Here is a 24,574-nt window from a genome sequence, read left to right on the forward strand (position 1 = left end):
TTAATGATATAAATTTCAGAAAGTAAATATATTATAAAAATTGATTCTTAAAGTTTTCTGCAAAGTTTTGAAGTGCATTTGCAGTTTGTTCCGAAACGATTTCTCCTTCGGCATTCACTTTTCCGCGTACTCCTTGAATCAGAAGCTGTGTTGCCTCATCAAATTTAGCTTCGAGTGTTTTCATTACTAACAAAAGCTGTTCGTGCCCCATTTCGCCAGAAGCTGAAGCTGTTATCAGACCTGTTTTTTTGTTTGAAAAAATAGTGGTTGAAACGCACCACTCTAAGGCATTTTTTAAACTTCCAGGAAGACTGAACACATATTCTGGCGTGCAAATGATAACGCCATCTGTACTTATAATTTTATTTCTAAATGAAGTGATTTCTTGCGGAGGATTATCTGTATCTAAATCTGGATTAAAATGCGGAAGACGTTCTAAATCTTCAAAAAACTCTACTTCAAATTCAGGTTTTAAATAATTTGAAATGTATTTCAGAATTTTGAAATTACTGGAATTACTTCTCGTGCTTCCAGATATGGCAAGGATTTTTATTTTTGGTGAAGTCATTAAATAAACAATTCGTATTTCTAAATAAATCTAAAAATACGAATTGTTTAAAAATATCTGGGATAAATTTATTTAGATGTCAAAAGATTTAATCCTTCCATTTTTACAGAATCGATTGCCTGTGGCGGGTAATTTTGTTTTTCTTGACGTGTCGATGTGACTTTGCCTTCTTTATTTACATATACATAATTGTAAAGCCAGTAATGCGATCCTGCAATCTGAGACCCTTCTGAGTTATCTTTTACAAAAATCTGATCGGCATAAACAAGAATCTCTCCATTTTGATTATTATCTAAAGTTCTTACAGGATTCCCCAAAATTTTTAGCACTTTCGTTTTAGCTTCTCCCACAGCGACCGTAGCTGAGCTAGTACTTGCACAGGAGAATACAAAAAGTGCAAGCAATGCGGACATTAATATTGTTTTTTTCATAATTAAGTGTTTGAATTTACGTTTGGATTTGGTTGTTATCCACTGATAATTAAGACTGTAATGATAAATAAAATTACAACATTAACTTTTACACAATTCAACAAGTATGTTATATAATTATTACCAAAAGACTCAATAGCATTATTTGTATCTTTGCCAGCAAGAAAATTATCGAATAAAGATGCGAATTGACATTATTACTCTTTTACCTGAATTATTAAGAAGTCCGTTTGAGGCTTCCATTATGAAACGCGCCATAGATAAAGGTTTGGTCGAAGTGCATTTTCACAACCTTCGTGATTATAGCACCAACAGACAGAAAAGTGTAGATGATTATCCTTTTGGCGGAGGTGCCGGAATGGTAATGACAATTCAGCCTATAGACGACTGCATCACACATTTGAAAAGCCAACGCGAATATGACGAGGTAATTTATATGTCTCCTGACGGCGAAACTTTAAACCAGAAAATGGCAAATAAAATGTCTATGTATGAAAACATTATCATTTTATGCGGACATTATAAAGGTGTTGATCAAAGAGTTAGAGATCATTTTATCACAAAAGAAATTTCAATTGGCGATTACGTTTTATCTGGAGGAGAATTGGGAGCCATAGTTTTATCTGATGCCTTAATCAGATTAATTCCAGGTGTTTTAAGCGATGAAACCTCAGCATTGACTGATAGTTTTCAGGACAATTTGTTGTCAGGACCAATTTATACAAGACCTGCAGATTATAAAGGATGGAAAGTTCCAGAGGTTCTAACAAGCGGACATGCAGCAAAAATCGATAAATGGCGTGAAGATATGGCATACGAACACACTAAAAATAGACGTCCAGATTTATTGGAAGGTCATTAAAAAATAGTATTTTATCTCAGTTTATAGCCTCAATCTTATCTTGAGGCAAACTGAGATCGAAACTGTAAATCTGGATGAAAAATGAATAATTTCAACCTAAAACGTATTTACAATACCCGCAATTATATTGAGACACATTACAATCAAATTATCTCAATAAATGCTCTTGAAGATATTTCCAGCTATTCTTACAGAAATTTACAGCGTGTTTTTTATTCTTTGTTTCAAGAAACTATTGGTGCTTACCAAACTCGGCTGAAAGTAGAAAACGGATATAAAAAACTTTTATATTCGAATAAACAAGTTTCAGATATTGCTCTTGAAATTGGTTTTGCCGATGTACAGTCTTTTTCTAAAACTTTCAAAAAACATTTTAAATGCTCTCCTTCTGCGGCACGAAATCAAAAAGAATTTCTTTTAAATGATTTTCACCCAAAAGAACTTATTGTTTCTATTTTAGAACCCGAAATTGTTTTTGTTCCCGAAATAACCGCTTATTATTCCAGTTGCAAAACTTCATACATTAATCCTGAGATAGAAACTCTTTGGGATTCTTTATTAGAAAATGAAATTGCAGAACCCATTTCAGATTACTTTGGTATTATTACAGACGATATTCTAATTACCGAAAAATCGAAATGTACGTACGAAGCTTGTATCGTTACTGAAGCTATTATTCGAAATCTTCCAACAAAAAAACTTTTTGGTGGCAGATACGCACGTGTTTTTCATCACGGATCTTATGAAACCCTGGAGGACACCTATCAGCAAATTTTTGGAGCATGGTTTCTCAGTAATAATTTTGAAATATCTCATTTACCAGTTATTGAACAATACATCAAAAACGATTCAAATTGCAAAACGCCAGCTGATTATCTTACAGCTATTTATATTCCTCTTATTTAAATTGTCCATTTTGGACAACTTCTCAATTACTATTTAGAAATACATTTGTCTCGTCAAGTTATCGATAAAAAATGGCATTAAACATTTAAAAATAAAACAAGTAAGATGGAAAAGCTTTTTTTAACATTATTATTAATTCCTCTAATCTCTTCTTGTCAAGGAGATGAAATAAATACAATTACAGATAAAATAGAAAATACCGAAGTTATGTATACAATGCCAGAAGAATCTGCTCCGCATGAAGGAACTTGGCTTCAATGGCCACATCAATATCAATATGGAATTGATTATAGAAATGATTTAGACGCTACATGGATTGCCATGACTAAATCACTAATAACAAGTGAAAAAGTTTTTATTATTGCCTACGACGTCGTCGAGAAAAGCCGAATTGAAGCTTTATTACAAGAATCAGGAGTTTCATTATCTTCTATCGAATTTAAAATTTATAAAACCGATGACGTTTGGGTAAGAGATAATGGTCCTATTTATGTAAAAGACAAAAATAATCAATTAGTTATTCAAGATTGGGGATTTAATGGTTGGGGCAAAAAAGCTGCTTTTCAAAATTGCAATATAATTCCATCAGAAATTGGTGCAGAACAAAAAATTACAATTTTAGATTTAAACAAAACAATGATTAATGAAGGAGGAGCTGTAGAAATAGACGGAAATGGCACTTTAATGGCAACCAAAAGTTCAATCCTAAATTCAAACCGAAACCCTTCAATGACGCAGCAGCAAGCCGAAGCGAATTTTAAAAAATATCTTGGAACAACTCATTTTATTTGGTTAGACGGCAAAGCAGGAAGAGAAATTACTGATATGCATATTGATGGATTCGCTCGTTTTGGCAATAAAAATACCATTGTAACCATGAATGAAAATGATTTATTGTATTGGGAGGTTCCTCAAAATGACATTAGTACTTTATACAATTCGAAAGATAAAAACGATAAAAATTATACTTTCCTAAAATTGCCATTGTCTAAAAATAATGTTGTCACAACTTACGGTAAAAACTTAGGATACAAAGGTTCTTATGTAAACTTTTATATTGGAAACACTGTTGTTCTGGTTCCTAATTATAATGATCCGAACGACAAAGTAGCCAATCAGCTAATTCAAAGTTTGTATCCTACCCGAAAAGTAATTGGCATTGATGTTCGCAATTTATATGCAAACGGAGGAATGATTCATTGTGTTACGCAGCAACAGCCGAAGTAAAAAGGTTTCAAATTTCAGGTTATTTTTTGTTTCAGGTTTAATCCCAAGACAAAACAACCTGAAATTTGAAACAACTAAAAGTTTTATCCATTATAAGTAATAGAAGTTATTATTCTATCATTAATTTCTATATCCAACAGATGATCCCTAAAAAAATCATCTCCACCTACAATTGAAGTAGAAATATTTCCATGCTCATCTATAAATATTTCTGCTCTATATATTTCCAAAGTATCATACCAATCACTATCTGCTTTTTGTTCTACATTTACATCACATTCATTATTATAAAAATTAATCAATTCCTTTTTACAATCTCCTAACCAAGCTATATAAATAATAATCTTATCAAAAAAAGAATCAATATCTTCATTAGGAAGATATATTGAGAGCTTTCCATCTTTGATTAATTTATTAAATATGACTAGTTTTCTATTCTTGATTTCAAACTTATTTTCCTGTTTTTTAGACAATTCAAAATCACTTAATTTAATTATTGGTTGCTCTTTTTTTTCTCGAAGCTTTCTAACATCTTTAATGATAAAATTATTCTCATGAGATTTTGCTTTCTGTTCTAACACATATAATTTAGAAACATCTTTACTATTTTTCGGATCTGCTGTTTCTTTAAAAGTTTCATATGCCGATCTATGAAAACATAAAAGAATGTACACATTTGAGAGAACTAAATTTTCCTGTTTGCTTTTCTCAATGTTTTCTAACTCATATAAAAGGTCATACATTTTCTCAACACTTTCTTTTGAACCATTCGACTTTCTAAATTTATTAGAAAACTCGATATACTCTTTCATATAATTTTTATTCATTTACACATAGTATATTTTAATCTTATTCTTCAATGCTACTTCTTTTTATAAAATCATAGAAATCCTCATACTTGTCATTAACTTGGTCGGGAAATTCATGATCCCATAATACAACCGGATAGTTATTATCTCCATTGTTTCTATTAGTGTCAAAACAAAGATATCCCCAATCTTCCCACATAGCAAAAGGAATTAATCCATTATCTATCAAATCATCTTTCAAATGTTCATGAAAAATTTTTTCTACCAATGACATTTTCCAACTATTAATAGGGTGTTCAAAAAATGACGCTTCTGAGATGTGAAGCTCATAAAAATGTTTATACTTCAAAAACATTTTATAATCCTCAGGAAATTCACAACCAATCTGATTCTGTAATTCTTCAATTTCATCATCTGTTACCGTACTAGCAACAGGAAACCAAGTTTTCCATTCCTCACTATTATCCTGATTAGGATCTGCCATTTCTAGTTCAATTTTTTGAGGAAGTATGTTTCCATTAAATTCAATAAGGTTATTCAGATTTAGATCTATAATTTTTTTTATGATTTCTCCATTTTCCATATTACATTGAAATAATTTTAAGTTTTTTATTCTAATATTTTTATCTCATATTTTCAAAATTAGTAAAAAAAAACCTATGTTTTAATAAAAAAACCTGTCCTCAATTCATTTAAAATTTATTACACTAAACATCTTCTTATCAATAATTTAAAATTTTTACAATTTATAATTCATAATTTATAATTATTTTCTACATTTGCACCCGAATTTGACCAACCTCTGGCGAGATCCGTGAATGTTGCTCTAATATAAAAACCATAATTTAAATTATCATGGCAGATTTATTAAAATTCGTTCAAGACGAATTCGTTGCTAAAAAAGATTTCCCAGATTTCGGAGCTGGAGACACAATCACTGTTTTCTACGAAATTAAAGAGGGTGAAAAAACAAGAACTCAGTTCTTTAAAGGAGTTGTGATTCAAAGAAGAGGTTCTGGAGTTACAGAAACTTTTACTATCCGTAAAATGTCTGGATCTGTTGGTGTTGAGCGTATCTTCCCAGTAAACTTACCAGCTTTACAAAAAATCGAAATTAACAAGAAAGGTGCTGTACGTAGAGCTAGAATTTTCTACTTCAGACAACTTACTGGTAAAAAAGCTAAGATTAAAGATAAAAGAAGATAATTTATTTTTTTCTAAAGTACAAAAGTCCCAAACTGATATTTCAGATTTGGGATTTTTTTTTGTTTTAAAACTTATGGAAACTCTCTAGAAAGTTCTCTCTACCGCTTTATTTATCTTTGAACTGAATTTTTTTTTTCAATAATAAATTTAAATCATAAAATTTTACTTACATTCGTAGTCATTAACAAACATTTAACAGTATTAACACTATGAAAACCAAAAAAAACCATTAAAATTTTATGTTTATTACTTTTTTCAATTATTTTTTCAAATTGTGAAAATGAAAGTACAATCCAATCTAATGCCAACCCAGCGGTTATTGAAGCAAAAAATTGGCTTGAAAAAAATAATCCAAAATTAACAATTCTGAATTATACTAAACAAATTGATTGGGATCAAGCCATAATAACTGATGGTAGCAAAGGGAAGGTTGTAGAGGTTCCTATTACTTTAAACAATAATACAGAAATAAAAAAAGGAGATAAAATAATTAAATCTTACAATAGATTGATGTTTATTAAAGACAATAAACTTACATACAAACTATCGCATGTTTTAATCACAAGTGAAAAAGAAAATTTTGACCTCAAGGATGAAAATTTTAATTTTTACAACATAAAAACAGATTTTGAAGGCACTGTAACCGTCTTAAATATTGATGATAAAATAGATTCTTATAGTACAATTTCAAAAAAATCTATAACTTCAACAAGCAACAAAACAAAACTTGAAGAACAAGTTTGTACTTATGTTGTCAAAACCTATGACGATGGAAGTTATGATGTAATGTATTTACTATACTGCACTGGTGGTAGTGGCACTGGTGGTGGTTCAGGTGATGGTTCAGGTGGTTATGGCGACAATCCTAATCCAGAACCAAATCCATGTGAAGAAAGCATAAATAACCTTATCGCTTCTTCTTACCCAACCTCAGAATTTTTAGGATCAACAATTATCGAAGAAAACGGCGTAACTAGAAGAAAAAATTATAAATGGATAATTTTCTCAGGACCCGGATATACTTTAAACTCTAGCGAAACAGGTACACATCAAAAAGTTACAAATTCTGACCCTTCATTGCAATGGCAATGGGTAAGCTTAACACACAATGCTATTTATAAAGAAGGAATTGTCGCTGGAGGGGAAATATCAAACTCTTTAATATATGCTCAACCAACTATTGGACTATATAATTCTATTATGGATTTAAACTATAACGTCACTTTTTCACGTTCTGTATGTGGCCAACCCACTTCAAAAGAAAAAAATTATAGCGCTGTACATAATTTCAATATAAATGACTAAAATCAATAAAGCTGCAAGCTCAAAAATATTATTAGCAATTTTTGGGCTTACAATATTTTCGTTTATTATATCATCTTTCATTAGAAAGACTGAAAAAAATGAAATTACCAAAACATATATACATAATAGTTTTCCCGTTTTTAAATCTGATGCAAGTTTTTTTATAGTAAATGACAGTGTTGCGGTCATTAACTATAAAAATTATGCCTTATATGAATTTGAAGACATATTTAACATTCAAAACGATTCAGCAATTATTAATGAAAAAGTAATTAACAAGTACTTTTTACTTAAAGAAAAAGAGTCATATGGATACTATTATGATTCTCTAAATGCTAAGACTGGAAAAAGAATTAGAATGGATTCCATTCTGAGTAAAAAAGCATATTATAAACAGACCTTTTACTTTCCGTCACTTATGCAATTTATTAGTTCCAAAAAAGATCAAAATGGCTATAAATTAATAGAAAAATATAAATGTAAAACAAAAGTAGATCTAACCTATCCAGATACCATAATAGTATATTTTTCAAACAAAATGAAAAATACAAGTTTCACCTTATCTAAAGATCTTGATTCAATAAAAAAAATGAAAGTAGTAAAAATGAGGGCTATATTTAACTCCCAATTTATCAAAGGTAACCCTAATAAATTTCCACAATACGAATATAAGTTTGAACTAAAGCAAGATTCAATTTCTAATCTAAAAAAATATCAAGATTTTATTGAAAAAAAAATTAGTAGATAATTTAATATTTTTATAATAATTTACACTGAGATGTTATAAAAAACTCGTTTCATACTGCTTGAAACGAGTTTTTTTTATGTTCTATTTTCATCGCTAACAAAACTGTAATTTTTTAATACCAAAATCATCGATTTAGCAATTTAACGAGCTCGAAATAACAATCTGTTAATTTCGTCTTTTCTTATCAAAACTCAACCGTTTTCGTTGTGATTTTATTATATTTGCTCCGCTCATTTTGAGCCGAATATATCTTTTACATCGTTAACTCCTGACGATACGATTATAAAAAAAAAAGAAAATGAATAAATCAAAAATTTTTTACACCTTAACTGATGAGGCGCCTCTATTGGCAACGTACTCTTTGTTACCAATTGTTCAAGCTTTTACAGCAACAGCTGGAATTGAAATCGAAACCAGAGATATTTCGCTGGCAGGAAGAATTTTATCAAACTTCCCAGATTCTTTGACAGATGCTCAAAAAACTGGAGATGCATTGGCAGAATTAGGCCAATTAGCAACTCAGCCAGAAGCAAACATTATTAAATTACCAAACATTTCAGCATCTGTACCGCAATTAAAAGCGGCTATTGCTGAATTACAATCGCACGGATACAACGTACCAAATTTCCCAGAAGATCCACAAAACGATGCTGAAAAGGAAATTAAAGCAAAATATGCTAAAGTTTTAGGTTCTGCTGTAAACCCAGTTTTACGTGAAGGAAACTCTGACCGTAGAGCTCCAAGAGCAGTTAAAAACTTTGCAAAAGCAAATCCACACTCAATGGGTGCTTGGTCTGCTGACTCCAAAACTAAAGTAGCTTCTATGTCAGGCGGAGATTTTTACGGAAGTGAAAAATCATTGACTGTAAATGAAGCAAATGATGTAAAAATCGAATTTGTTGCCAAAGACGGAACTACGACTGTTCTTAAAGCAAGCACTCCATTAAAAGCTGGAGAAATCATTGACAGTTCTGTTTTAAGCGTAAGCAAATTAAAAGCTTTTGCTACTGATGTAATTGCTGAAGCTAAAGCTGCAGGAGTTTTACTTTCTGTACACTTAAAAGCTACAATGATGAAAGTTTCTGATCCAATTATCTTTGGCGCTATCGTTGAAGTATATTTTGCAGATGTTTTCAAAAAATACGCTTCTTTATTCGCTGAATTAAACGTTGACACAAGAAACGGTTTAGGTGATATCTATGCTAAAATTGCTGGAAGACCTGAGCAAGCTGAAGTTGAAGCTGCTATCGATCAAGCAATCGCAAACGGTCCAGCTTTAGCAATGGTTAATTCTGATAAAGGAATTACAAACTTACACGTTCCATCTGACGTAATTGTTGATGCTTCTATGCCGGCAATGATTCGTACTTCTGGACAAATGTGGAACAAAGAAGGAAAAGCGCAAGATACATTTGCTGTTATTCCAGACCGTTCTTATGCTGGAGTTTATACTGCAACTATCGATTTCTGTAAAAAACACGGTGCTTTTGATCCAAAAACAATGGGAAGTGTTCCTAACGTTGGATTAATGGCTCAAAAAGCTGAAGAATACGGATCTCACGACAAAACTTTCCAAATGAAAGGTGATGGGGTTGTACGTGTTGTAGATGCAAACGGAACTGTTTTAATGGAACAAAACGTTGAAGCTAATGACATTTTCAGAATGTGTCAGGCTAAAGACGCTCCTATTCAAGACTGGGTTAAACTGGCTGTAAACAGAGCTCGTTTATCTAGTACTCCTGCTGTTTTCTGGTTAGACGAAAACAGAGCACACGATAGAGAATTGATCGTAAAAGTTCAAAAATACCTTAAAGACTACGATACTACAAACTTAGATATCCGTATTTTAAACCCAGTTGCTGCAACTGAATTTACTTTAGACAGAATCATCAAAGGTTTAGATACTATCTCTGTAACAGGAAACGTTTTACGTGACTACTTAACAGATTTATTCCCAATCTTAGAATTAGGAACTTCTGCTAAAATGCTTTCTATCGTTCCGTTAATGAACGGTGGTGGATTGTTCGAAACTGGTGCTGGAGGTTCTGCTCCTAAACACGTTGAGCAATTTACAGAAGAAGGATACTTACGTTGGGATTCATTAGGAGAATTTTTAGCTCTTGGTGCTTCTTTAGAGCATTTAGGACAAACTTTAGACAACTCTAAAGCAATTGTTTTATCTGAAACTTTAGACCAAGCAAACGATAAATTCTTAGCAAACGATAAATCTCCTGCTCGTAAAGTGGGTCAGATTGACAATAGAGGTTCTCACTTCTATTTAGCATTCTACTGGGCTCAAGCTTTGGCTGCTCAAACTAAAGATGCTGAATTAAAAGCAATCTTTACTCCAATTGCAGCTGAATTTGAAGCTAACGAAGCTAAAATCGATGCAGAATTAATTGGTGCTCAAGGTAAACCTCAAAACATTGGGGGTTACTACCAACCAACACCAGAATTGGTAAGCAAAGCAATGCGTCCAAGCGAAACTTTCAACGCTATTGTTGCTAAAATCAAATAATTCAGAATACATTTTGTATTTCTAAATAAGTAAAAGGACAACTCGAAAGGTTGTCCTTTTTTTATCTTAACTTATGTTTAACAAAAATTCCGTAAGAATATGTAGTAAGAATTTGTTAACTATGTAAATCAAAATCAACATAATGATTACAAAAAATACCTGCACATTTTTTCTTTTTATTCTTACGATTTTCACCTCATTTGCGCAGGAAAAATTCACTCTTAGCGGAACTATCAGCGACAGCAAAAACAACGAAACTTTAATTGGAGTAAATATCTTTATTCCTTCCCTAAAAATAGGAACTACAACCAACGAATACGGTTTTTATTCACTTTCTGCACCTAAAGGAGAATACGAAATCGAAATCAGCTATGTTGGTTATCAAACTATTGAAAAACATATTTCTCTAAATCAAGATACAAAAAGCAATTTCTTAATTAAAGAAGGTGGCGAAGAACTCCAAGAAGTTGTCATTACAGAAAACAAAGGCAAAATAAATGTCAAATCGCCAGAAATGAGCGTGAACAAACTCTCTATTTCGACCATAAAAAAAATGCCTGTTGTTTTAGGAGAAGTTGATGTTTTAAAATCCATTTTACTTCTTCCAGGCGTTACTAATGCAGGCGAAGGTGCTTCAGGATTTAATGTCCGCGGAGGCGGTGCAGATCAAAACCTGATTCTTTTAGATGAAGCAACTATCTTTAATTCTTCTCATGTTTTCGGATTCTTTTCTGTATTTAATCCCGATGCCATTAAAGATTTAAAACTGTATAAAGGTGGAATTCCAGCACGCTATGGCGGAAGAGCTTCTTCTGTTTTAGAAATTTATCAAAAAGACGGAAGCAGTAAAGATTTTCACATGAATGGCGGTATCGGATTAATTTCGAGCCGTTTATTGGCTGAAGGCCCAATTGTAAAAGACAAAGGTTCTTTTCTGATTGGAGGACGAGCTTCTTATGCCCATCTTTTTCTAAAGTTCTCTGAAGATGATAAAGATAATGCGGCCTATTTTTATGACTTAAATACCAAATTAAGCTATAAACTCAACGATAACAACAGTTTGTATTTATCCGGTTATTTTGGTCGAGACGTTTTTAGATTAAACAAAAGCTTTACCAATACGTACGGAAATTCAACTTTAAACCTAAGATGGAATCATTTATATTCTAATAAATTATTCTCCAATCTCTCCTTAATTTACAGCGATTATTATTACGGATTAGATCTTGATTTTGCGGGATTCAACTGGGATTCTGGAATCAAAAACTACAACATTAAATACGATTTCAAACATTATCTTTCAGATAAACTAAAACTGAATTATGGCGTAAACGGAATCTACTATGATTTTAATCCCGGAACCATAAAACCAACTGGCGAGGATTCAGGAATAAATCCTGATCAATTAGACAAAAAATACGCTTTTGAACCTTCTGTTTATTTGGATGCAGAAAGTCAGCTTTCTAAAAAAATTACTGTTGCTTACGGATTGCGATACAGCTTATTTTACAGATTAGGCGCTTCGACCATTAATTATTATGACAATAATCAAGCCGTGGTTTTTAATTCTGATATGCAGATTTACGAAAAAGGAACACCAACCTCAACTCAGTATTTCAGTAAAAACAAAGTCATTCAGAGTTATGATAATTTTGAGCCGCGTTTTTCTCTTTCTTATCAATTAAATGAAGATCAATCCATAAAAGCGAGTTACAACAGAATGGCGCAATATCTTCAATTAATTTCTAACACCTCTTCTCCTACTCCGCTTGATGTTTGGATGCCAAGCGACAATTATATAAAACCGCAGCTTGCAGATCAAGTAGCTCTAGGCTATTTTAGAAATTTTTCAAATGACGCATACTCCTTAGAAGTAGAAACGTACTATAAGAAAATACAAAACAGATTAGATTATATAGACGGTGCCGATTTAATTGCCAACAATGCTATCGAACAGGTTATTTTAAACGGCCACATGCGCTCGTACGGTTTAGAACTCATGGTTAAGAAAAACAAAGGTCGATTTAATGGCTGGATTTCATATACATTATCAAGATCTGAACAGCAGACTCCTGGAAGAACGCCAGAAGAAACAGGGATTAATAATGGAAAATGGTACGCATCGGCTTATGACAAAACACACAATTTAGCCGTTACATCGGCTTATAATTTAAATGATAAATGGTCTTTTGGTGCTAACTTCATATTGCAGTCAGGACAACCTGTAACATATCCGAATGGGCAATATGAGTATTTAGGAATTGTAGTTCCAAATTATGGTTTGCGAAATGAAAACCGTCTTCCTTCTTACAATCATTTGGATATTTCTGCAACTTTAACGCCAAGAAAAAACAAAGAGAGAAACTGGAAAGGCGAATGGGTTTTCAGTATATATAACCTTTATAACCGAATGAACGCGGCATCAATCAACTTCAGGCAAAATGTTGATACTGGGGTAAATGAAGCGGTGCAATTATCCATTTTCGGAATTGTACCAGCAGTAAGTTATAATTTCAAATTCTAAAAAATCAGTTCAAAAACTAAAGATATAATTATGAGAAAATTAGTTTTTTTTATCGTATTTTTTACATCACTTTTTTTTACAAGCTGTGAAGAAGTAGTAGATGTTGATTTGGACACGGCTCCTCCAAGACTGGTTATTGAAGCATCAATAAACTGGGAAAAAGGAACGACAGGAAATGAGCAGATCATAAAGCTGACTACAACAACTGGTTATTTTGAAAATTCAATTCCAACCGTTTCTGGCGCGATTGTTTATATAAAAGATAGTCATAATGAACAGTTTAATTTTATTGAAATCAAAAAAACTGGGCAATATTCATGCATTAATTTTAAACCCGTTGTAGGCGAGCAATATACATTAACAGTCATTAGCAGAGGAAGTAGATACATCGCAAATGAAACTTTAAAATCAGTAGCGCCTATTACTAGAATTGAGCAAAAAAATGATGGTGGTTTTACAGGAAAAGACATTGAAATCAAAAGTTATTTTACAGATCCTGGCGACGAAGAAAACTATTACTTATTTAAGTACGTTTATTCGAGTAAAGTGACTTCTAATTATTATGTTTCTGAGGATAAATTTTACCAAGGAAATGAAATTTATAGCGTAACCGACGATGAAGATTTGAAAGCTGGAGATGAAATTCTAGTAACACATTACGGAATCTCTAAACAATATTACAATTACATGAATATTCTAGTAAGTATTGCCGGAACAAATGTTGGCGGACCATTTCAGTCTCCTCCAGCAACTGTAAAAGGAAATATTGTCAATGTAACTAATAAAGATAATTATCCTCTTGGCTATTTTTCCTTAAGCGAAACCAGCACAAAAAAGTACAAAATCGAATAATTATGAAACCAATAATCAAAACCTTAAACGAAAAAAAACTCATTGGGCATTTTTTAGAAATGTCTTTTATTGAAAATAAAACTTTTCAATTATGGAATGGTTTTATGCCAAATCGAAAAGAAATTAGAAATACAGTTAATGCCAATTTATATTCTTTAGAGGTTTACAAAGAAAATCATTTTGATGATTTTGACCCTAATGACAGTTTTCAAAAATGGGCAGCAGTAGAAGTTTCAGATTATTCAACTATTCCAGATGGAATGGAAACTCTTATTATACCTCATGGTTTGTATGCCGTTTTTCTTCATTTAGGTCCAGCCTCAGAAGGACATAAAACCTATCATTATATTTTTGCAGACTGGCTTCCAAATTCTGATTACACAGTTGACGATAGGCCTCATTTTGCTGTAATGAATGAAAAATACAAAAAAGATGATCCAAGTTCTGAAGAAGAAATTTGGATTCCGATAAAAAACAGATAATAATTATGATACTAGAAACGCTAAAAACACTTTTCAATCGAGATTTAAATAAACTGAAAAGTGAAATTGAATCCTATCAAAATGAAAGTTCTATTTGGACAATTGATAAAAATATTTCCAATTCTGCTGGAAACCTCTGCCTTCATTTAATTGGAAATCTAAATGCCTTCATTGGCACTGAAATTGGCAAAACTGGTTATGTTAGAAATCGTCCTTTAGAATTTTCTTTAAAAGATGTCCCAAAAGCAGAATTAATTCAGAAAATCGAAGATACAATTTCAGTTGTAAACAATGCTCTTGATAATTTAACAGAAGCCGATTTAGAAGCGATTTATCCACAGATTGTTTTCGAAAAAGAAATGACAACTGGATTTTTCTTAGTTCATCTTTCAACACATTTGGCTTATCATTTAGGGCAGATAAATTATCATAGACGACTTCTTGATGTTTGATTTTTTACCACAGATTAAAAGAATTAAATAGATTAATCCTTTTAATCTGTGAAATCTGTGGCAAAAAAATAGAATTCTAAAATTGTAGTAGTAACTTAGCACCACATTCAAAAAATTACACATGTCATCACATCATATAGTCCGCGACGATCAAGAACCCGCATTAATAATTGCAAATGGCGCTGCGTGTGATCCCGAATTGTTAGGACAATTGTTAGAATGGTCTCCATTGGTTATCGTTTTAGATTCGGCTATTGAAAGAGTGATTGAATTAGGCATAAAAGTCGACGTTTTATTGGGTGATTTTGATCGTGGATTTGATCCTGAAATATATAAAACTTCACAATTTCCAATCGAAATCGTTCATACCCCAGATCAAGACAAAACTGATCTTGAAAAAGCTTTTGATTATCTTATCGAAAGAAAAATTCCTGCCGCAAATGTCGTTTGGGCAACCGGAAAACGTGCCGATCATACTATTACAAACCTTACACAAATTGTTCGCTATAGAGATTTACTCAAAATTGTAATTCTTGACGACCATTCAAAAATATTCCTGCTGCCAACAAAATTCGAAAAATGGTATACAGCAAAAACACCTATTTCGTTAATTCCGATTGGTGTTGTAAACGGAATTTCTTCAACCAATTTAAAATACGAATTAAACAACGATACACTCACAATGGGCTACAGAACAGGAAGCAGTAATTCTGTTGAACAAGACGGAATTGTAACTATAACACATCGCGACGGAGATTTGCTTTTAATGGAGTGTTTTGATTAGGAGCATTAAAAAAATTAAAAGTCCCAGCGGGACGAAATATTTATAGATTAAAATGTTTTGATCTAATTAAAGCTCCAGCGGAGCGACATCTGTTTATGTCGCTCCGCTGGAGCTTTTGTTGTAATAATAAATTAAACTAGCTATAAATATTACACTCCTCTGGAGCCTTTCCTCAAAAAAGGAATACCTATCTTTGCAATCGAAATCAATGAAAATGAAAGCAGAAAACAATTCACAAAAAGACAATTTACACCCAAGAAATCTTCATCGAGGCCGATATGATTTTGAACTTCTCATTTCAAATTGTCCCGAATTAAAAGCTTTTGTTTCAATCAATAAACACGGAATAGAAACCATTGATTTCAGTAATCCGCTTGCCGTAAAAACATTAAACAAAGCTTTACTTAAAACGTATTACAACATTCAAAACTGGGATATTCCTAAAAATTATCTTTGTCCTCCAATTCCAGGACGCGCAGATTACATTCATTACATCGCCGATTTATTGGCTGAAAGTAACAATAATCAAATTCCAGAAACCAGTACAGTCTTAGGATTAGATATCGGAACAGGCTCAAATTTAATCTATCCGATGTTAGGGAATTCGATTTACAACTGGAGCTTCGTAGGAACAGACATTGACAAAAAATCAATTGAAAATTGCGCTAAAATTATTGAAGCCAATCCAGAATTAATTGATTCAATTAGTGTACAACAGCAAACCGAACCTCGATTTATTTTTAAAAATATTATCACATCAGAAGATCGTTTTACATTCACGATGTGCAATCCACCTTTTCACGCATCTGCCGAAGAAGCTCATAAAAGCACTTCTAGAAAAGTTTCTAATTTAAATCCGAAAGAAAAAAGAAGCACAAATCCTGTTTTAAACTTTGGAGGACAAAATGCAGAATTATGGTGCAACGGCGGCGAAATTGGATTCATCACACAAATGATTTACGAAAGTGCCAAATATCCTTCACAGGTTTTATGGTTTACAACTTTAGTTTCTAAAAAAGAAAACTTAGCATCGATTTATAAAATCCTGAAAAAAGTAAACGCCGTTTCTGTAAAAACAATCGAAATGTCGCAAGGACAAAAAAATAGCAGAATTGTAGCTTGGAGTTTTCTTGAAAATACAAATTCTGAGAAATATTTCTTTTAACATACTCATTTCCAATACCAAAATCTTGATTATATAGTTTGCTTTTGCTACATTTATTGTAAACTATTTAAAATCAATATCATGGCAGAATACATTGGTTATCTTGCATCTGTTTTTATTGTCGGAGGATTTTTGCTGAAAAACCTTCGTGCAATACGATTCATTAATATGTTTGGCTGTATCTGTTTTGTCATTTACGGTATCTTTTTAAACGATTACAGAGATTTCAATCAATGGCTTTGGCCGGTAATTATTCCGAATGCTATATTAGCATTTGTTCAGATTTATTATTTGACTTCCAAAAACGACAAATCTTAAAATTATGATATTTTAAAATAAAATTCTGATACGCTTTTCGCCCGCTCTACTCGTAACTTTAAGCTGAAAATTGAATTTTATTGCCATGTTAAAACTATATTCCCGATTAGCCATTTTACTTTTTTTAGTGACAAGTTGTGCTTCAAAAAAACCAAAGTTTGAAGATTACGTCTTTAAAACCAAAAATGAAGAAGCAAATTATCAAACCGCTTATGACAAAGCATTGAAACTGTGGAACATTCCGTACACTGAAGAAGATGTAAAAACAAGTTTCGGAACAGCACATGTTGTAATGGCCGGACCAAAAAACGGAAAAGATCTGGTTTTGCTTCACGGAATGGACGCCAGTTCTTCCATGTGGTATCCCAACATTCAAGCTTTCGCTAAAAATCATCGTATTTACGCCATAGATTTTATAATGGAACCCAATAAGTCCAACTTAACCGCAAAACCGCTTTCATCAGACGATATTGTTACTTTTTACAATGAAGTTTTTGCTTACTATAAATTAAAGAAATTTGATATCATTGGCGCTTCACGCGGTGGCTGGATTGCTACCTTACTAGCCATTCAAAAACCAAATTCAATTGATAAAATTGTTCTGTTAAGTCCAGCGCAAACTTTTAAATTTATTGATAAACCAAGAAAAACGACTTCGGCATTAATGCTGAAACTTTTTCCAAGCGAAAAGAAATTTAGCAAAACATTAAACACTTTTTCAACTCATCCAGAAAACATAAGCCGTATTTATAAAAGGCAATTCTATTTGGCCAATAAATATGCAAAATCCAATTCCAGCATGCTCAAAATGATGCCTTTTTCAGATAAAGAATTAGAATCTATTCAAAATCCTGTTTTGGTTTTAATTGGCGATAAAGATGTCATCAATTCAGAAGAAAGTTTAGAACGAGCTCAAAAACATCTAATAAACAACAAAACTAAAGTCATAAAAGATGCTGGACATTTTCTAACTATCGATCAGCCAAAAATTGTAAATGATGCCGTTATTAATTTTTTAGATTAAGAGTTTTTTGTCGCACATTTTACAAATATGCTTTGCATTTACATTCATTCAAAAATAAAGATTTAATGCAAATTAGTACAATTCGGAACAGACTTTAAACTACTTACTTATACAAACTTTGTATCTTTACAAAACCAAATTTTCAGTATACGCAAATGAAATTTCAAGTTTCCTCAGAATATAGTCCAAAAGGAGATCAGCCTCAAGCCATACAAAAATTGGCACAAGGTGTAGTCGACGGAGATAAATATCAAACTTTATTGGGAGTTACAGGCTCTGGAAAAACTTTTACTGTTGCCAATGTAATTCAGGAAGTGCAAAGACCAACTTTGGTTTTGGCACACAATAAAACTTTGGCCGCACAATTGTATTCAGAATTCAAGCAGTTTTTTCCAAACAATGCTGTTGAATATTTCGTTTCTTATTACGACTATTATCAGCCAGAAGCTTTTATGCCTGTGACTGGAGTTTTCATTGAAAAAGATTTATCTATTAATGAAGAACTGGAGAAAATGCGTTTGAGTACTACTTCTTCTCTACTTTCTGGCCGTCGCGATGTTTTGGTTGTAGCTTCTGTTTCTTGTTTGTATGGTATTGGAAACCCAGTCGAATTTCAGAAAAACGTAATTGAAATCAAACGAGATCAAGTTATTTCACGAACTAAATTATTGCACAGTTTAGTTCAGAGTTTATATGCCAGAACAGAAGCCGATTTTAATCCTGGAACTTTCAGAATTAAAGGAGATACAGTCGAAGTGTACCCAAGTTACGCAGATGATGCGTATCGAATTCATTTCTTTGGAGATGAAATAGAAGAAATCGAATCATTTGATGCTAAAACTTCTCAGGTTATAGAGAAATTTCAAAGGTTAACTATTTATCCAGCCAATATGTTTGTGACTTCTCCAGAAGTTTTACAAGGCGCAATTTGGCAGATCCAGCAAGATTTGGTAAAACAAGTAGATTATTTTAAAGAAATAGGAAAACATCTGGAAGCCAAACGTCTCGAGGAAAGAACCAATTTCGATTTAGAAATGATCCGTGAATTAGGGTATTGTTCTGGAATTGAAAATTACTCAAGATATCTTGACGGACGTGAAGCTGGAACAAGACCTTTCTGCTTGTTAGATTATTTCCCAAGTGATTATTTAATGGTTGTAGATGAAAGTCACGTAACGGTTTCGCAAGTTCACGCCATGTATGGAGGCGATCGAAGCCGAAAAGAAAACTTGGTAGAATATGGTTTCCGCTTGCCTGCTGCAATGGACAACCGTCCGTTGAAATTTGAAGAATTCGAAGCATTACAAAATCAGGTAATTTACGTTTCAGCAACTCCTGCCGATTACGAATTGCAAAAATCTGACGGTATTTATGTTGAGCAGATTATTCGCCCGACTGGATTATTAGACCCAGAAATCGAAGTTCGTCCGAGTTTAAATCAGATTGATGATTTGATTGAAGAAATCCAGATTCGATGCGAATTGGATGAAAGAGTTTTAGTGACAACTTTAACCAAAAGAATGGCAGAAGAATTAGCTAAATATTTAACCAAAGTAAGCATTCGATGCCGCTATATCCATTCTGAAGTTGATACTTTAGAACGTATCGAAATCATGCAAGATTTGCGAAAAGGTATTTTTGATGTTTTAATTGGAGTTAACTTGCTTCGTGAAGGTTTGGATTTACCAGAAGTTTCACTTGTTGCTATTTTAGATGCTGATAAAGAAGGTTTCTTGCGTAATCACAGGTCTTTAACACAAACTATTGGTCGCGCGGCGAGAAACTTAAATGGTAAAGCCATTATGTATGCTGATAAAATTACAGCGAGTATGCAGCGAACAATTGACGAAACCAATTATAGAAGAACCAAACAGATTAATTTCAACGTCGAAAATAATATCGTTCCTCAAGCATTAAACAAAAAAATCGAAAGCGCATTCACCAAAAATCCATTGGTTGAGTACGAATTAGGGCACCCGATTCCTGTTGCAGCTGAGCCAGAAACTGCTTATTTATCTAAAACAGAATTGGAAAAAATGATTCGTGAAAAGCGTAAAACGATGGAAAAAGCAGCTAAAGAATTAGACTTTTTACAAGCCGCTAAACTTCGTGACGAAATTAAAAAACTGCAGGAACAATTACCGTAAAAAACTTATTTTAAAAAAGTTAAAATCATTCATTTTTTTTTAAAAATTAACCAATCTAATCTTTTTAAAATTCATTAGATTTATCAAAATTTTAAAAATCTGAAATGAAATATCATTTACTCTTTTTTCTCTTTTTACTTGTCAATTGCTTTTCAACAGCACAATCTAATACTAATGATTTTTGGAATGAAGAATTGGAAAATTCATCTGATATTATAAAACCTAATACCCTTTCAACGCATCCTTTTGGAATATACATTTCAAGATTAAATCACAATTTTAATGTTCGTAATACTGAAAAATACTCATTTTCATTTGAAGTTTCGAGTGGAAATGTTATGCTTCCTTATGTAAAGGCGTATGAATTAACAGATCCGGTTGATCGTGAAAATTCCAAAAATCAGCCATGGCACACTCGCGAATATTCATTTGATTTAAACAAAGTGCCATCTAAAATCAAAGAATTTGAGGCTGATGGTGTTATTAGGTCTTATCGATTTAACTTTGCATTACCGATTACAATTCATCATGAACTTAATTTCAGTCTCCGAGCCAACTCACTGGATCGAGGCAAATATCCTTTTTCTGTTTTTACTTCAGATGAATCAATTGAATGGTTTCATCGCAATATTGCTGGCGGAAAAGATCCTTTTTCAAGATATTATTACGGAATCAACAAAGCAGGAATATCATACAAAGATGAAAATGGAAAGATTCTAAAAATGGATAACAATAATTTTACAATTCCTGGAGTTGATATTAATTATACCTATTATCCTAAATTAGAAATGAATGAAAAACATCATATTTATCTAAATTTTGGAGCACAATTAGGCATTAATACTTCAAAATATAATCCTGCTGCTGATTTTGGAATTTCTTCTTCTATCATTAAAAAAATGATTATTAAAGATAAAAACATTCTAAGTTTTGGTTTAAGTGCAGGAGTTTTACGTCAGCATATTTTTGAGTACGGAGACGGCGTAAATCTCAGCAATCAGGACTTTTTATGCAGTTTTGAAGGTTTGATCAATTACAAAGTAAAACTTAGAAATAGCAATCACATTTCTTATGGCATCAATTACAATTTCCAAAATTCATATAATAAGAAAAAAGACATCGATTATATTGTTCTAACCGGCCAAAGAATCAATACACATTGGCAGAAAACAATTTCTCATTTATATGAAGATGTAGAAGGATGGAGTGCAATTTTTACTTATTCTACTAAGCGGTTTTCTTATTTTGCATATCTTCGAGAAGATTTAAATTTAGATAATGCACCAGATTTACAAACAGGCATCGGAGTAAAAATGTCTATCAAAAAGAGTTAGAATTCTATTTTTTGAACAAAAAAACAAGCACATTAAATCATGAAACTAATTTTAAGAGAATACAATCTCAAACTAAAACACACTTTTACCATTTCGAGAGAGTCTATTGATTTTCAGCCTTCGTTAATTGTCGAGTTGCAAAGCGAAGGTTTCTCTGGTTTTGGCGAAGCAACTTCAAATCCGTATTACAACACAACTGTGCCAATGATGATGCAGGATTTGGAAAAAATCCGAAACCTTATTGAAAATACTGAAAATGAAACTCCAGAAGTATTTTGGGCAAAAATTCATCCCTATTTAAAAGATGACATGTTTGCATTATGCGCTCTAGATCTCGCTTATAATGATTTGTACGCTCGCAAAAAAGGCAAAAAGCTTTATGAATTATGGAATTACACGACAGAAAGAAATCCAATGACCGATTATACCATCGGAATTGCTTCTATTGATAAAATGGTTTCTAAAATGCAGGAGCTCCCGTGGCCAATTTATAAAATTAAATTAGGCACCAAAGAAGACATCGAAATTGTAAAAGAACTTCGTAAACACACCAATGCTGTTTTCAGAATTGATGCCAATTGCGGATGGACGGTTGAAGAAACCATCAACAATGCCGTTGAATTAAAAAAACTAGGTGTAGAATTCTTAGAACAGCCCATGAAGGCTGATAATTGGAAAGGTCATAAAGAAGTTTTTAAACATTCTGTTCTTCCTGTAATTGCTGATGAAAGCTGTATTATTGAAGAAGATGTAGCAAAATGCCACAATCATTTTCATGGTGTTAATATAAAACTGGTAAAATGCGGTGGTTTAACTCCTGGAAAACGCATGATCGAAGAAGCTAAAAAACTAGGCTTAAAAACAATGGTGGGTTGTATGACTGAATCTACTGTTGGAATTTCTGCGATTGCACATTTGCTTCCTCAATTAGATTATGTAGATATGGATGGCGCGCTTCTTTTAGCAGAAGATATTGCAACAGGCGTTACTATAAAAGACGGCGTTGTAAGCTATTCAAATTTAAACGGAACGGGAGTTACATTACTGTAAAATGAAAGTCGAAAAATTTCCAGATCGAGTTATCGAAATTGACCAAGAACAATATTTGTATTTTGGTGGAACTGCTTATTTAGGACTTCCAACAAATGTAGCATTTCAGGAATTAGTGGTTCAGAATATTTTAAAATGGGGAACTACTTACGGAAGTTCTAGAACTGCGAATATTCAATTAACAGCTTATGATGCAGGCGAAAGATTTTTAGCGTCTCATATTGGTTCAGAAAGCACTGTTACGGTTTCTTCGGGAATGCTGGCTGGAAAACTGGTTTTGGAAAAATTAAAAGAGCAAACGGACTTTTTTTATCATTTAAATGAAATACATTCAGCCATTCAGATTAAAAATAGTCTGTCTGTTTTTATAAATAAAAAATTGAATGAACGCTTATTAGATTCAAAACCAGAAAAAATTACAATTTTAACTGATGGTGTTCCTTCGTTTGAAACAAAACCTGCCGACTTATCATTTTTAGAGAAAATTTCAAAAAGCAAAGAAATAACATTAGTCATTGACGAATCGCATTCGCTTGGAATAGTAAACGAAAATGGTTTTGGAATTTATGCTTCAATTGAATTTCCGATTAAAAGAAAAATCTTGGTTTCTTCTTTAGGAAAAGCTTTCGGATTAACAGGCGGAGTCATTGCATCGGATTCTGAATTTATAGAAGAAATAAAAGAACTGGAAACTTTTACAAGCGCAGCAGGGATGAATCCAGCTTTTGTGCAAACACTTTCTGATGCTAAAGAGATTTATAAAAAGCAACATCAAAAACTGCTAGATAATTTAAATTATATTGACTCGATTTTAGTAAAAAACAGCAATGTAAAATTTGACAAAAACTACCCTTTGATTTATTTATTATCAAACGAATTAGTAGAAAAACTAAAACAAGAAAAGATCATTATTGCGAGTTTTAGATACACCAAAGAAACCGAACCGTTAAATCGAATTGTAGTTACAGCAAATCATTTAAAGGAAGATTTAGACAAACTGATTAGTGTTTTAAATAAAAGATAGCCACAAATTGCACTAATTTTCACGAATTAAAATTTTAAAATGAATTAGTGAAATTCGTGAATTCGTGCCGAAAAAAATAAATCGGCTGAATTGCTTTTAAAACGTACCTTTGTAAAAAATAAACGATGACAAATAACGATATACTTAAAAAACTTCGCGTGGCTTTGATGCTCCGTGATGACCAAATAGTTGAAATTTTAGAATTAGTAGATTTTAGAATTTCAAAATCAGAATTGGGTGCTTTTTTTAGAGCAGAAGATCATCCAAATTACATGGAATGTGGCGATCAAGTTTTGAGAAACTTCTTAAACGGATTGGTAATTCACTTAAGAGGAACAAAAGAAAACCCTAAAAACCCTAATGACGTTTTAGCAAAACATAAATCAGAAATTCCGAAGAAAGAAACTTCTAAAGAAAGACCTGAATTTAAAGCTACTCCAAAAGATTCTGAAAAATATAGAGCTGACCAAAAACCATCTAACTCGGGCTCATCAGCTGGAAAACCTAAAAAGAAATCATTCCCAAAAGGAAATGGAAAACCAGTTGTTGTAGAAAAAGTGGTTTTTAAAAACGGGAAGAATAAGAAATAATTTTGCTACAATTCCAATAATTTATCTGGAACTAATATATTTTTAGCCACAGATTAAAATGATTATACTGATTTTTAAAATCTTTGTTAATCTTTTTAATCTGTGGCTAGATTTTTATACAAAGAATTTATTGTAGAGACGCAAGCCGTGCGTCTTATGTAATGTAACCATAACTGTTCATCTTTGCGTAGACGCACTGCAGTGCATCTCTACAGATAAACTTGCCTTAATGAAACAAAAAAAATCCA

Annotated in this window: 24 protein-coding genes; 20 read left to right on the top strand and 4 right to left on the bottom strand. The window is 32.3% G+C overall.

Annotated elements, in window-relative coordinates; all coding sequences use genetic code 11:
- Nucleotides 1-31 precede the first annotated feature (31 nt).
- Nucleotides 32-568 (bottom strand): NADPH-dependent FMN reductase, encoded by a 537-nt coding sequence (locus tag DMA14_RS05740; RefSeq protein WP_111423828.1) that lies wholly within the window; start codon nucleotides 566-568, stop codon nucleotides 32-34.
- A gap of 68 nt (nucleotides 569-636) precedes the next feature.
- Entirely contained in the window at nucleotides 637-999 is a 363-nt protein-coding gene (locus DMA14_RS05745; protein ID WP_111423829.1) for a hypothetical protein, read from the bottom strand.
- A gap of 181 nt (nucleotides 1,000-1,180) precedes the next feature.
- Between DMA14_RS05745 and trmD the strand changes: the two genes are divergently transcribed.
- The 3 genes from trmD to DMA14_RS05760 all read left to right on the top strand — a co-directional run bounded on the left by trmD (nucleotide 1,181) and on the right by DMA14_RS05760 (nucleotide 3,994).
- Nucleotides 1,181-1,861: a tRNA (guanosine(37)-N1)-methyltransferase TrmD gene (trmD, locus tag DMA14_RS05750; protein ID WP_111365359.1), complete on the top strand. Its 681-nt coding sequence runs from the start codon at nucleotides 1,181-1,183 to the stop codon at nucleotides 1,859-1,861.
- An 81-nt stretch (nucleotides 1,862-1,942) separates the two neighbouring features.
- On the top strand, nucleotides 1,943-2,767 hold the full coding sequence (locus tag DMA14_RS05755; RefSeq protein ID WP_111423830.1) for an AraC family transcriptional regulator: 825 nt from the start codon (nucleotides 1,943-1,945) through the stop codon (nucleotides 2,765-2,767).
- Between the two features lie 105 nt (nucleotides 2,768-2,872).
- Entirely contained in the window at nucleotides 2,873-3,994 is a 1,122-nt protein-coding gene (locus DMA14_RS05760) for an agmatine deiminase family protein (protein WP_111423831.1), read from the top strand.
- 83 nt (nucleotides 3,995-4,077) lie between these two features.
- Here DMA14_RS05760 and DMA14_RS05765 read toward each other — a convergent pair whose 3' ends face one another.
- On the bottom strand, nucleotides 4,078-4,806 hold the full coding sequence (locus DMA14_RS05765; protein ID WP_157957672.1) for a hypothetical protein: 729 nt from the start codon (nucleotides 4,804-4,806) through the stop codon (nucleotides 4,078-4,080).
- A 37-nt stretch (nucleotides 4,807-4,843) separates the two neighbouring features.
- Entirely contained in the window at nucleotides 4,844-5,386 is a 543-nt protein-coding gene (locus tag DMA14_RS05770) for an SMI1/KNR4 family protein (RefSeq protein ID WP_111423833.1), read from the bottom strand.
- 272 nt (nucleotides 5,387-5,658) lie between these two features.
- Between DMA14_RS05770 and rplS the strand changes: the two genes are divergently transcribed.
- From rplS to DMA14_RS05855, 17 genes are all read left to right on the top strand, one after another.
- Nucleotides 5,659-6,009, top strand: a complete 351-nt coding sequence (rplS, locus tag DMA14_RS05775) for a 50S ribosomal protein L19 (protein ID WP_111423834.1) — start codon at nucleotides 5,659-5,661, stop codon at nucleotides 6,007-6,009.
- 510 nt (nucleotides 6,010-6,519) lie between these two features.
- On the top strand, nucleotides 6,520-7,314 hold the full coding sequence (locus DMA14_RS05780) for a hypothetical protein (RefSeq protein WP_111423835.1): 795 nt from the start codon (nucleotides 6,520-6,522) through the stop codon (nucleotides 7,312-7,314).
- On the top strand, nucleotides 7,307-8,062 hold the full coding sequence (locus tag DMA14_RS05785; RefSeq protein WP_111423836.1) for a hypothetical protein: 756 nt from the start codon (nucleotides 7,307-7,309) through the stop codon (nucleotides 8,060-8,062). The genes DMA14_RS05780 and DMA14_RS05785 overlap by 8 nt, the downstream gene beginning before the upstream one ends.
- Nucleotides 8,063-8,360: 298 nt before the next feature.
- Nucleotides 8,361-10,580 (top strand): NADP-dependent isocitrate dehydrogenase, encoded by a 2,220-nt coding sequence (locus DMA14_RS05790; RefSeq protein WP_111423837.1) that lies wholly within the window; start codon nucleotides 8,361-8,363, stop codon nucleotides 10,578-10,580.
- Between the two features lie 142 nt (nucleotides 10,581-10,722).
- On the top strand, nucleotides 10,723-13,104 hold the full coding sequence (locus tag DMA14_RS05795; RefSeq protein WP_111423838.1) for a TonB-dependent receptor: 2,382 nt from the start codon (nucleotides 10,723-10,725) through the stop codon (nucleotides 13,102-13,104).
- Nucleotides 13,105-13,134: 30 nt separating this feature from the next.
- Nucleotides 13,135-13,956, top strand: a complete 822-nt coding sequence (locus tag DMA14_RS05800) for a DUF4249 domain-containing protein (RefSeq protein ID WP_111423839.1) — start codon at nucleotides 13,135-13,137, stop codon at nucleotides 13,954-13,956.
- Nucleotides 13,957-13,958: 2 nt separating this feature from the next.
- Nucleotides 13,959-14,438: a GyrI-like domain-containing protein gene (locus DMA14_RS05805; protein WP_111423840.1), complete on the top strand. Its 480-nt coding sequence runs from the start codon at nucleotides 13,959-13,961 to the stop codon at nucleotides 14,436-14,438.
- 5 nt (nucleotides 14,439-14,443) lie between these two features.
- Nucleotides 14,444-14,890 (top strand): DinB family protein, encoded by a 447-nt coding sequence (locus tag DMA14_RS05810; protein ID WP_111423841.1) that lies wholly within the window; start codon nucleotides 14,444-14,446, stop codon nucleotides 14,888-14,890.
- 121 nt (nucleotides 14,891-15,011) lie between these two features.
- Complete coding sequence (locus tag DMA14_RS05815) at nucleotides 15,012-15,674, top strand: thiamine diphosphokinase (protein WP_111423842.1); 663 nt, start codon at nucleotides 15,012-15,014, stop codon at nucleotides 15,672-15,674.
- A 214-nt stretch (nucleotides 15,675-15,888) separates the two neighbouring features.
- Entirely contained in the window at nucleotides 15,889-16,839 is a 951-nt protein-coding gene (gene rlmF / locus DMA14_RS05820) for a 23S rRNA (adenine(1618)-N(6))-methyltransferase RlmF (protein ID WP_111423993.1), read from the top strand.
- Nucleotides 16,840-16,920: 81 nt separating this feature from the next.
- Nucleotides 16,921-17,157, top strand: coding sequence for a uroporphyrinogen decarboxylase (locus DMA14_RS05825; protein ID WP_111365373.1), 237 nt, complete (start codon nucleotides 16,921-16,923; stop codon nucleotides 17,155-17,157).
- Nucleotides 17,158-17,242: 85 nt separating this feature from the next.
- On the top strand, nucleotides 17,243-18,181 hold the full coding sequence (locus DMA14_RS05830; protein ID WP_111423994.1) for an alpha/beta fold hydrolase: 939 nt from the start codon (nucleotides 17,243-17,245) through the stop codon (nucleotides 18,179-18,181).
- 155 nt (nucleotides 18,182-18,336) lie between these two features.
- Nucleotides 18,337-20,328, top strand: coding sequence for an excinuclease ABC subunit UvrB (uvrB, locus tag DMA14_RS05835; RefSeq protein WP_111423843.1), 1,992 nt, complete (start codon nucleotides 18,337-18,339; stop codon nucleotides 20,326-20,328).
- A 104-nt stretch (nucleotides 20,329-20,432) separates the two neighbouring features.
- The gene (locus DMA14_RS05840) at nucleotides 20,433-21,662 is read left to right on the top strand and encodes a hypothetical protein (RefSeq protein WP_111423844.1); all 1,230 of its coding nucleotides are present in this window, start codon (nucleotides 20,433-20,435) and stop codon (nucleotides 21,660-21,662) included.
- A 39-nt stretch (nucleotides 21,663-21,701) separates the two neighbouring features.
- Nucleotides 21,702-22,712 carry a dipeptide epimerase gene (locus DMA14_RS05845; protein ID WP_111423845.1) on the top strand — a complete coding sequence of 337 codons (1,011 nt, stop codon included), beginning with the start codon at nucleotides 21,702-21,704 and terminating at the stop codon, nucleotides 22,710-22,712.
- Between the two features lies 1 nt (nucleotide 22,713).
- Entirely contained in the window at nucleotides 22,714-23,736 is a 1,023-nt protein-coding gene (locus DMA14_RS05850) for an aminotransferase class I/II-fold pyridoxal phosphate-dependent enzyme (protein WP_111423846.1), read from the top strand.
- 125 nt (nucleotides 23,737-23,861) lie between these two features.
- Nucleotides 23,862-24,326 (top strand): DUF1456 family protein, encoded by a 465-nt coding sequence (locus DMA14_RS05855; protein ID WP_111423847.1) that lies wholly within the window; start codon nucleotides 23,862-23,864, stop codon nucleotides 24,324-24,326.
- The last annotated feature ends 248 nt before the right edge of the window (nucleotides 24,327-24,574 follow it).

The organism is Flavobacterium sharifuzzamanii, assembly GCF_003254585.1.
Taxonomy (GTDB): Bacteria; Bacteroidota; Bacteroidia; order Flavobacteriales; family Flavobacteriaceae; genus Flavobacterium; species Flavobacterium sharifuzzamanii.